The 9,024-nt window shown below is 72.0% G+C and carries 7 protein-coding genes and 1 pseudogene; 2 read left to right on the top strand and 6 right to left on the bottom strand.

Features of this window, described 5'->3' with window-relative positions:
* Positions 1 to 168: 168 nt before the first annotated feature.
* The 3 genes from CON77_RS14775 to CON77_RS14765 are packed head-to-tail and all read right to left on the bottom strand — an operon-like array spanning position 169 to position 2,997.
* Complete coding sequence (locus tag CON77_RS14775; RefSeq protein WP_101050360.1) at positions 169 to 1,500, bottom strand: TAXI family TRAP transporter solute-binding subunit; 1,332 nt, start codon at positions 1,498 to 1,500, stop codon at positions 169 to 171.
* A gap of 37 nt (positions 1,501 to 1,537) precedes the next feature.
* Positions 1,538 to 1,825, bottom strand: a complete 288-nt coding sequence (locus CON77_RS14770; RefSeq protein WP_101050358.1) for a hypothetical protein — start codon at positions 1,823 to 1,825, stop codon at positions 1,538 to 1,540.
* The gene (locus CON77_RS14765; RefSeq protein WP_232788564.1) at positions 1,822 to 2,997 is read right to left on the bottom strand and encodes an MFS transporter; all 1,176 of its coding nucleotides are present in this window, start codon (positions 2,995 to 2,997) and stop codon (positions 1,822 to 1,824) included. Before CON77_RS14765 ends, CON77_RS14770 begins: the two co-directional genes overlap by 4 nt.
* Before the next feature lie 192 nt (positions 2,998 to 3,189).
* Here CON77_RS14765 and CON77_RS14760 point away from each other — a divergent pair, with 192 nt between their 5' ends.
* Entirely contained in the window at positions 3,190 to 4,932 is a 1,743-nt protein-coding gene (locus CON77_RS14760; protein WP_101050356.1) for a long-chain fatty acid--CoA ligase, read from the top strand.
* A 24-nt stretch (positions 4,933 to 4,956) separates the two neighbouring features.
* Here CON77_RS14760 and CON77_RS14755 read toward each other — a convergent pair whose 3' ends face one another.
* A complete protein-coding gene (locus CON77_RS14755) occupies positions 4,957 to 5,781 on the bottom strand; it encodes a DUF2189 domain-containing protein (RefSeq protein WP_101050354.1) in 825 nt (274 codons plus the stop codon).
* A gap of 122 nt (positions 5,782 to 5,903) precedes the next feature.
* On the opposite strand from CON77_RS14755, the gene CON77_RS14750 reads away from it, so the two are divergent.
* On the top strand, positions 5,904 to 6,644 hold the full coding sequence (locus CON77_RS14750; protein WP_101050352.1) for a 2OG-Fe dioxygenase family protein: 741 nt from the start codon (positions 5,904 to 5,906) through the stop codon (positions 6,642 to 6,644).
* A gap of 9 nt (positions 6,645 to 6,653) precedes the next feature.
* On the opposite strand, the gene CON77_RS14745 is transcribed toward CON77_RS14750, so the two are convergent.
* Together CON77_RS14745 and CON77_RS14740 are read right to left on the bottom strand one after the other, a co-directional pair.
* Positions 6,654 to 8,129, bottom strand: a complete 1,476-nt coding sequence (locus CON77_RS14745) for a vWA domain-containing protein (protein ID WP_101050350.1) — start codon at positions 8,127 to 8,129, stop codon at positions 6,654 to 6,656.
* Positions 8,130 to 8,157: 28 nt separating this feature from the next.
* Positions 8,158 to 9,024: pseudogene (locus tag CON77_RS14740) on the bottom strand (AAA family ATPase); the annotation flags it as partial.

The raw sequence follows: 9,024 nt of genomic DNA, 5'->3' as shown, positions 1-9,024 counted from the left end.
GCGGCGGCGCGGCGTCGGCTGGCAGCGGTTCGGGCACGGTGGGGCAGCCGCGGCCGGCGCGGTGCGGGGCGAACAGGGTGCGCAGGGCGCTGTCGGCGGCGATCAGGCTGGCATCGGCGAAGGTGGTCATGGCGGTCACTGCCCTCGGGCGTGGGGGGATGGGCCCGATTATCCCCCGCCCTCCAGGCGGCGCAGGCGCTGGCGCACCAATTCGATGTGGTGGCGCAGGGCGTAGAGCTCGTCGGTGTAGGCCAGGGGCAAGGGGATTTTCTCGGCCCGCGCTTCCAGGGTGTCGAGGTCGCGCAGCAGGCCGTCGATGGCGGCGGCCTCGGCTTCGGCCCGGGTTTCGATGTCGCGCAGCTCGGCGTACCAGCGGAACACGCGCGAGCGGATGCGGAAGGTGTAGAGCGGCGGCAGCACGCGCGACAGCGGCAGTGCCAGCGCGATGATCAGGCCCAGCGCCAGCCACATGCGTTCGACCAAATTGGCCAGCCAGAAGGGCAGGTAGCGCTGCATCAGGGGCCGGCCGTTGCGCAGGGCGCGCTCGGCCTCGGCGGCCACGGGCACCTCGGCCAAGTCGAGGTGGGGATATTCGCGCAGGCGGTTGAACCAGCCGGGCGGGCTGTGCAGGTGTTGGGCGGTCTGCGCGAACAGCTGCAGGATGGCGGGGTGGGTGTCGCTGCGCGCCAGCAGGCTGGTGGTGGAGGCGACCAGGTGCAGGTCTTGGGCGGGGCGGTTCGCGGCCAGATCGACCACGCCTTGCGGCAGCACCACCGGCGCCAGGAAGCCGAAACGCCGGGCGTAAGCCTGGGCCTGCTGCACGTTCAGCAGCCGCACGCCGGGGGTTTGCAGCAGCATCTGCACCAGCGGCGATTCGGGGGCAGAGGCGAACACCAGGGCATCCAGTTTTTGTGCCAGGAAGGCGACGGTGGCCGGCGTCTGGGCCAGGCGGGAGAGTTTCAGGTTGTCGGGCCCGAGGTGGTTGGCGTCGAGCAGTTGGGTGAACAGTTGCGGCACGCCGCTGCCGTCGGTGCCGACGTTGACGCGCCAGCCGCGCAGGGCGCTCAGCGAGGTGAGCCGGTCGAGCCGGTTCAGACGGCGCGCGCTGGCCTCGTGGTAGAACAGCCAGAGCGGCTCGACGAACAGGTTGCCCAGGGTGCGCAGCTGCTCTTCGTCGTCGGGGCGGATGTGGCCGCTGCCGCCCTGCACAAAGCCCAGGTCGGCGCGGCCGCTGCGCAGCAGGGCGATGTTGTCGGCAGAGCCTTCGCTGGGCAGCAGTTCCACGGTGATGCCGTAGGCCGCCAGCGCCTGGGCGTAGCGCCGACCGAAGGTGTCGTAGGCGCTTTGGTCCGGCCCGGTGGCCAGCACCACCCTTTTCGGCGGGTTGGGGTCGAGCCACCAGTAGGCCAGGCCCAGCAGGCCCGCGGTCAGCAGGATGAAGGGGCCGAAGGACAGCAGCAGGTCGCGCAGCGACAGCAGGGTGGGGCGCAAACGGGGCATGGCCCCGCTAGCTTACTGCAGGGGCGCTCGTGCCGGTTCAGTGGGCGGGTGCCAGCCGGGCGCGGGCTTTGTCCAGCCACAGCTGCAGGCTGTCGTGCAGGTCGGTCTGGCTGAAGGAGCAGCTTTCTTCCGCGAACAGGGCGCTGGATTCGAGCCGGTCCAGCAGGTTGTGCCAGACCTCGCCGAACACCGGGGGCAGGGCCTGGAGCAGGGCGTCGCGCTGGCGTTCCTGCTGGGCGTACTGGGCCAGGGGGCGGTGGCCGGCGCGCAGGGCGTCCAGTTCGGTCTGCATCTGCTGGAGGGTGGCGAGCAAGGGGGCGTTCATGGGGTGTGGCGTGGAGGCGGCGCCAGTGTGCGCCAGCGCGGGAGCAGCGTCAAGGCGCCCAGGGCGGCAAAGCCCGCGCCGATCCACGACAGGCGCTCGAAGCCCAGCCAGGGGATGGCGGCCCCGCCCAGCGCGGCGCCAGCGGCGGTGCCGATGTAGACCATGGAAGCGTTCAGGCTGAGCAGCATGGGGGCCTGGTCGAAGGCGGATTCGGCCAGGCGCGACTGTTGCGGCGTCATCATGCCGAAACCGCAGACCGACATGGCCCCGAAGGCCAGCAGCGTGAGCAGGTGCTGGCCGGCGGTGAACGGGGCCAGCGCCAGCGCCATGGCCATGACGCCGATCTGCCAGCGCAGGGTGGGGCGGGGGCCGTGGCGGTCGGCGGCCCAGCCGCCCAGCAGGGTGCCGCAGACGCCTGCCAGGCCCAGGACTGTGAGCGAGGCGGTGAGCGCGGTGGGGCTGAGCGGGTTGAGGGCGAGTTGCACCGGCCCCATGTAGGCCGAAACGGTGAAGATGGCGCTGAAGTAGAGCAGCGTCAGCAGCAGGGTGAGGCCGATCTCGCGCTGGCGCAGCAGGCGCCCCAGGCCCTGGAAGCCCGCGCCCGGGGTGCCGGCGTGGCGTGGCACCCAGCGGTGCACCAGCACCAGCATGGCGCCGGCACTCAGTGCCACGGCCCACAGCGGCCACTGCCAGCCGAAGGCCAGCCCCAGCCAAGCCCCGAAGGGCACACCCAGCACGTAGCTCAGGCTCATGCCCAGGAAGGTGCGCGACAGGGCCTGGCCGCGCTGCTGGGGCGGCACCAGGGCCATGGTCACCCCGGCGGCCACGGGGGTGAACACCGCGCCCACGCCCATGAGGACGCGGCCGAACAGCAACACGCCCAGGTGCGGTGCCGCCGCGCTGATGACGGTGCCGGCCCCGAACAGCCCCAGGGCCAGCAGCATGACGCGGCGGCGCGGCCAGCGTCCGGTGGCCACCATCACCCAGGGGGCGAGCAGGGCGTTGGCCAGGGCGTAGGCGGTCATGGTCTGGCCGGCGGCGCCCACGCTCACGCCCAGGTCCTCGGCCAGCGGACCGAGGTAGCCGGTCATGCCAAAGGCGCCGGTGCCCAGCACGAAGTTGCACAGCGCAAACAGCCACAGGAGGGGCGGCAGGGACGGGGTGGTGGACATGCGCCCCATCATAGGCCGGTGGCGCCGCCGGCCTTGCCGCCCAGGCGACCGGTCCGGTGGGGGCGGGCGTCCCATGTGAGACAGCTCCCCGGGATTCTGCGCTGGCGGCCCAGGCGGCTCTTCCGTATGCTGATCTGGCTCAGGTGGCCCCTGCCGCCACCGACCGGACGAACCACACACAGGAGACCACCCATGCAAGCAGCGGGGCACATCGCGCCGTCCACCTCTCCAGCCGCTGGCGGCGCGCGGCCGCACCACGCGCATTGGCCCAAGCGCCTGCCGCACGCCATCCACCCGCCGCAGACCTCCTTGTGGTTCAACCTGGAGGTGAGCGCCCGCCGCTACCCGGACAAACCGGCCACCGTGTTTTTCGACCAGGTGCTGAGCTATGCCGAGCTGCAGCAGGGCGCCGAGCACGTGGCCGCCTGGTTGCACCGCCAGGGCGTGCGCGCGGGCGACCGGGTGGTGCTGTTCATGCAGAACTCGCCCCAGTTCGTGCTGGCTTACTACGGCATTCTGCGGGCGAACGCGGTGGTGGTGCCGGTCAACCCCATGAACAAGGCCGATGAGCTGGGCCACTACCTCACCGACCCCGAGGCGCGGGTGGCCATCGCCGCGGCCGATCTGGCCCCGGAACTGGCCAAGGCCGACGCCGCCTTGCCCGAAGACCAGCGCCTGCGCCACCTGCTGGTGGCCCACTACCGCGACCTGATGCCCGAAACCGCCTTCGACCAGGCCGCCGGCCTGCCACCGGCCTGGCGCGACTGGCTGGGCACGCGCCACCCCCTGCCCACGCTGGCCAGCGGCCAGGCGCACGACTGGGCCGAGGCCGTGGCCTGCACCGACCCGCTGCCGCCCCACACCGCCGGCCCGGACGACCTGGCCACCCTGCCCTATACCAGCGGCACCACCGGCCTGCCCAAGGGCTGCATGCACCCGCACCGCACCCTGATGCACAACGCCGTGGGCAGCACCCTGTGGAGCAACGGCACGGCCGAGAACGTGTCCCTGCTGGTGGTGCCCATGTTCCACATCACCGGCATGGTGGTGGGCATGCACGGCAGCGTCTACAACGGTTCGACCATGGTCGTCATGCCGCGCTGGGACCGGGAACTGGCCGGTCGCCTCATCTCCCGCTGGCAGGTGACGCACTGGGTCAACATCCCGACCATGATCATCGACCTGCTGGCCAGCCCCAACTTTGCCAGTTACGACCTGTCGAGCCTGATCTTCATCGGCGGTGGCGGCGCCGCGATGCCGCAGGCGGTGGCGCAGAAGCTGCTGGAGCTGTACGGTCTGCGCTATTCGGAAGGCTATGGACTGACCGAAACCGCCGCCCCGTCGCACAACAACCCGCCGGACCGGCCCAAGCAGCAGTGCCTGGGCATTCCCTACATCAGCACCGACGCGCGCGTGGTCGACCCGATCACCCTGGCCGAACTGCCGCAGGGCGAGTCGGGCGAGATCGTGGTGCACGGCCCCGAGGTGTTCGACGGCTACTGGCGCCGCCCCGAGGCCACCGCCGACGTTTTCTTCGAGCTGGACGGCAAGCGCTTCTTCCGCACCGGCGACCTGGGCCGGGTGGACGAGGACGGGTATTTCTTCATCACCGACCGACTCAAGCGCATGATCAACGCCAGCGGCTTCAAGGTCTGGCCGGCCGAGGTCGAGGCGCTGATGTTCAAGCACCCGGCCATCGCCGAGGCCTGCGTCATCGGCACCAAAGACCCCTACCGCGGCGAAACCGTGAAGGCGGTGGTGGTGCTGCGCGCCGATGCCCGCGGGCAGGTGACCGAGCAGCAGATCAGCGACTGGTGCCACGAGCACATGGCCGCCTACAAGGTGCCGCGCGTGGTGCAGTTCGTGGACGCGCTGCCCAAGAGTGGCAGTGGCAAGGTGATGTGGCGGCTGCTGCAGGAGGCCGAAGCCGCCTGAAGGGTGTGGGGGGCGTGGCCGGCCTCAGACCGGGGCCGGCACGATGCCCCGGTAGGCGTGCCAGGTGGCGTGGCCCAGCACCGGGCCGGCCACGAACAGGCCCAGGAACCAGGGCAGCATGGCGGTCAGCACCGTCAGCGTGATCAGGGCGCCCCACAGCAGCATCACCCCCGGGTTTTGCAGGCAGGCGCGGATGCTGGTCAGCCCGGCCGAAATCGCGTCCACGCGCCGGTCCAGGATCATCGGGATGGAGATGGCGCTGGTCACGAAGATCAGCCCGGCGAAGACGGCGCCGACCACGGTGTAGGTGAGGATGAATTCGAGGTTGTCCAGGCTGAACAGCACTTGCAACAGGTTGGCGGTGGACGGCATGGTGTTGAAGGTGACGGCGAACACCACCAGCGAAGCCCGGCCCCAGAGCATTTCCAGGATCAGCAGCACGCCGGCGAAGATGGCCATGGTGCCCTTGGTCGGGCGCCAGGCCGCGAGCGAGGCGCGCAGCGAGGGCCGGCGGCCGGTCTCGCAGGCGCGGCTGGCGTCGTAAATGCCCAGGCACAGGAAGGGCCCCATCAGCAGAAAGCCGGCGCTCAGGGCCAGCACATAGGCCGGCGCCGCCCGGAACACGTACCACAGGGCGTGGCCCATGAGGAAAAAGCACAGACCGTAGAACAGGCCGACCTTGGGGCAGCGGCGGAAGTCGTGCCAGCCCCGCGCCAGCCAGCGGAACGGGTCGGCCGGCGACAGATCGGCCAGGGGCAGGGCGAACACCGAAGCGCTGGGGATGGTCTCGGGCGTGTCGGTGGCCGCGGGTGTGGACGTTGGCTGAGGTTGGGTGTCGGGGGCGTTCATCGGCGGAGTGGCTGGGCGCGCGGTCGGTGGGCGGTATGTGCCGCCCACGATACCCCAAGCCCGCCGCCCTGACCACCTGGATTACCCGTCTCGGCATGGGGCCCGTTTACACTCGTGCCACCATGAGTGCCCATTTTCTGCCCCCCTGTGTGCCCCTGAACCGTGTGGACGACACCCTGGCCAGCCAAGGCTATGCCCTGCTGGGTGCGCGCTCCGTTTGCGACTGGCTGGCGTTGGGACCGCAGGACCTGGCCGCCTTGCAGCCCAGCTGGGACGACCTGCCCAGCGACCGCTACCTGAAAGACGGGGGCCGTTACCGCCGCCGGCGCCACAGCTGTTTCGTGGTGGACGGCGCGCAGGTGGAGCAGGTGCCGCACCGGGTGCACTGGCAGCCGCTGGAGTACAACGCCCTGCACGGCGGCATGGAACGCTGGTTCGACCCCATGGACCCGGCCACCGTGGCCCTGCCCGCCTGGCAGCGCCTGTTGGTGCAGACGGCGGCGGTGACCTCGGCCCTCAAGGGCGCGCAGCGCTGGTACATCGAGGCGCACCAGTTCCGCATCGACACCACCGACGGCATCGGCCGGCCCACGCCCGAGGGCGCGCACCGCGACGGGGTGGAACTGGTGGCGGTGTTCCTGGTCGGGCGCCACCGCATCAAGGGCGGGGAGAGCCGGGTGTTCGACGCCCACGGCCCGAACGGCCAGCGCTTCACCCTGACCGAACCCTGGTCGCTGCTGCTGCTGGACGACGCCCGCGTGATCCACGAAACCACGCCAATCCAGCCGCAGGACGCCGACGCCATCGGTTGGCGCGACACCCTGGTGCTGACCTGCCGCGCCGGAGGCTTCCAGGGCGACTGAGCCGCGGCGTCAGCCGCCCGGGCCGCCGTCGCGGCGGATGGCGTTGGGGAAGTACAAGGCGGTGAGGCTGCGGCTGTGCACCGGTGAAAAGCCTTCGCCGGCGGGGGCCGGCGCGTCGCCGTGGCGGCGCCAGTCGCGCACCCAGTGCAGGTGGTCGCACACCTCCAGCAGGCCGATGGTTTCGCGGTCGCCGATGAGCAGGCCGTGCACGCGCAGGCCCAGGTCCGCTTTCGCTTCGCGCAGCCGGGCCAGGGTGGCCGGTGTGGCGCCGAATTCGCCGTCGCTGGCGATGAGCACATCGGCCTGGCGCCAGGCCTGTTCGTGCACGCGCTCGATGGCGCGCTCCAGGGGGGTTTGCACGTCGGTCCCGCCGTCGAAGTTCTGCCCCATGGTGTCGAGCAGCGCGTCCAGGCCGCTCGGGGTGAGGGCCAATTCGCGTTCCAGCAGCTCGCCCTGGCCGCCGAAGGCCAGCAGGCGGCAGGCGCGCTGGCCGGCCTGGGCGCTGCGCAGGGCCTGCAGCACGCAGGCCTTGGCCACGTTTTCCGGGGCGCCGCGCATGGAGCCCGAGGTGTCGAGGCAGACGATCATCGGACCCCGGCCCAGCGGGTGCTCGGGCTTGTGTGTGGTTTGTGGCGGGGTGGCTGGGTCGGGCGCGGGCCGGGGCGGTGGGGCGCGGTCGTCGTAGGTCAGCAGCTGCGCTTCGGCGAAGCGCGCGCGCCACAGGCGGCGCAGTTGCGGGTGGGTCAGGTGGGCGCTTTCGGCCCCGGTCATGCGGGCCAGCACACCGGAGCGGCGCACCCCGTCCACGCTGGCCGGTTCCGGGGTGCGCGGCCCGTCGCCGCCCGGGGCGGACTGGCCCGCTGGTGTGGCCGCTTCGGGGGGCGGGGCCGGGGGCGCTTCGACCACCCGTTCCCGGCGGCCGACCTGGTCGATGAAGCGGCGCAGCGCCGGCATCTGCAGCAGACGCTGGCCGATGCATTGCGCGTCGCTCCATTCGCGCCGGTTGAGCAGGCCTTGCAGCTCGTCCCAGCGCAACTGGGCCAGTTCGCCGAGGGTCTGGGTCAGGGCCATGACGCTGTCCCAACCCTGTCGCTGCACGCGCCAGGCGGTGCGGAAGGCGTCGGCGGTGCGGGCGATGGCCTGTTCGCGGGGCTCGCCGACGGGGCGGTCGATCAGGCTGTCGAGGTGCCAGAGCAGGCTTTGCAGCAGTTGCTGCGCCAGGGCCGGGTGGCCCTGGGTCAGTTCGGTCAGGGCCAGTTCGCCGACGACCTGGCGCAAGGCGGCGGTGGCGGGGGCATCGCCGAAGTCGAGCGAGGGATCGGGCAGGCGGCCTTGCAGCAGGGCGGTGCGCCACTGCGGCAGTTCGGGCAGGCGTTGTTCGGCGCGGCCGCTGCTGCAGACCACGGCCCAGCGCCACAGCGGGCTGGGCAGGGCGTCCAGGTGGTGGTAGGGCTGGCTGAGGGGGGCGGCGCGGGGCGTGGGCATGGCGTGCCGCGGGGGTGGGTGTGGGGGCTCAGGCCGGCAGCGGCAGGGGCGTGGGCGGCGCTTCGGTGCTGCCGGGGTCCTGCGGCAGCCCGGCAAAACCGGCGCGCACGGTCTGGGCCTGCTGCCACAGCGCCTGCACCTGGGCACAACGCTCGGCGTGCACCGCGGCGATGTGCGCGCACCAGGACGGCGGCAGCCAGGGGTGGGCCCGGGCTTGGGACACGGCCTGTTCCGCGGTGGCGGTGGTGTCGTCGAGCAGGGCGCCAAGCCGCGCGCACAGGGTGTCGAGTTGCCCGACCCGGCTGGCCACGTGCAGGGGGCTGTAGCGCTTGCGCGCGCGGTCCGAAACCAGGCGCACCATCTCGCTGTCGCCGCTGGGGCCGGCGATGGCCTGCGCCAGGGCGAGTTTGCCGGCGCTGTCGTCCTGGCCGTCGGCCGGGGTGCGCAACTCGATGTCGAGCTGGCCTTCGAAAGCGGCGACGGCGGTCTGCAGGCCGTTCAGGTCCAGCGGCCGGGCCTGGGCCACGTCGGCGAAGAAGGCCTCGGTCCAGGTGGGCACGTCCTGCGGCTGCGTTGGCAGCACGAAGGGCAGCAGCCACAGGTCCCACAGCCCGACGGCCTCGGCCCCGCGGCTGGCGGCCTGCACCTTGAGCAGTTCGGCCAGCTGGCGCCAGCGCCGGTCGGACACCGGGGGGTGCTGCGCGCGGCAGCGCTGGCGCGCCTGGACCAGGTGCTCCAGCACCTGGCGCAAGGCGGCCAGATCGGCGGGGTGCAGGGTGGCGGGTGTGCCGGCATCGCCCGCGGGGTCCTGGGCCGGGGTCGGCGGTGGGGCCAGCAGCAGGGCGTGGAAGTGTTCGTCGTCCACCGGCGCGACGGGGACGCGCAGCAGGAAACG

Source organism: Macromonas nakdongensis (assembly GCF_002837145.1).
GTDB lineage: Bacteria > Pseudomonadota > Gammaproteobacteria > Burkholderiales > Burkholderiaceae_C > Macromonas_B > Macromonas_B nakdongensis.
Note: the sequence above shows the minus strand (reverse complement) of the source record. Positions and strands in the feature narration are given on the sequence as shown.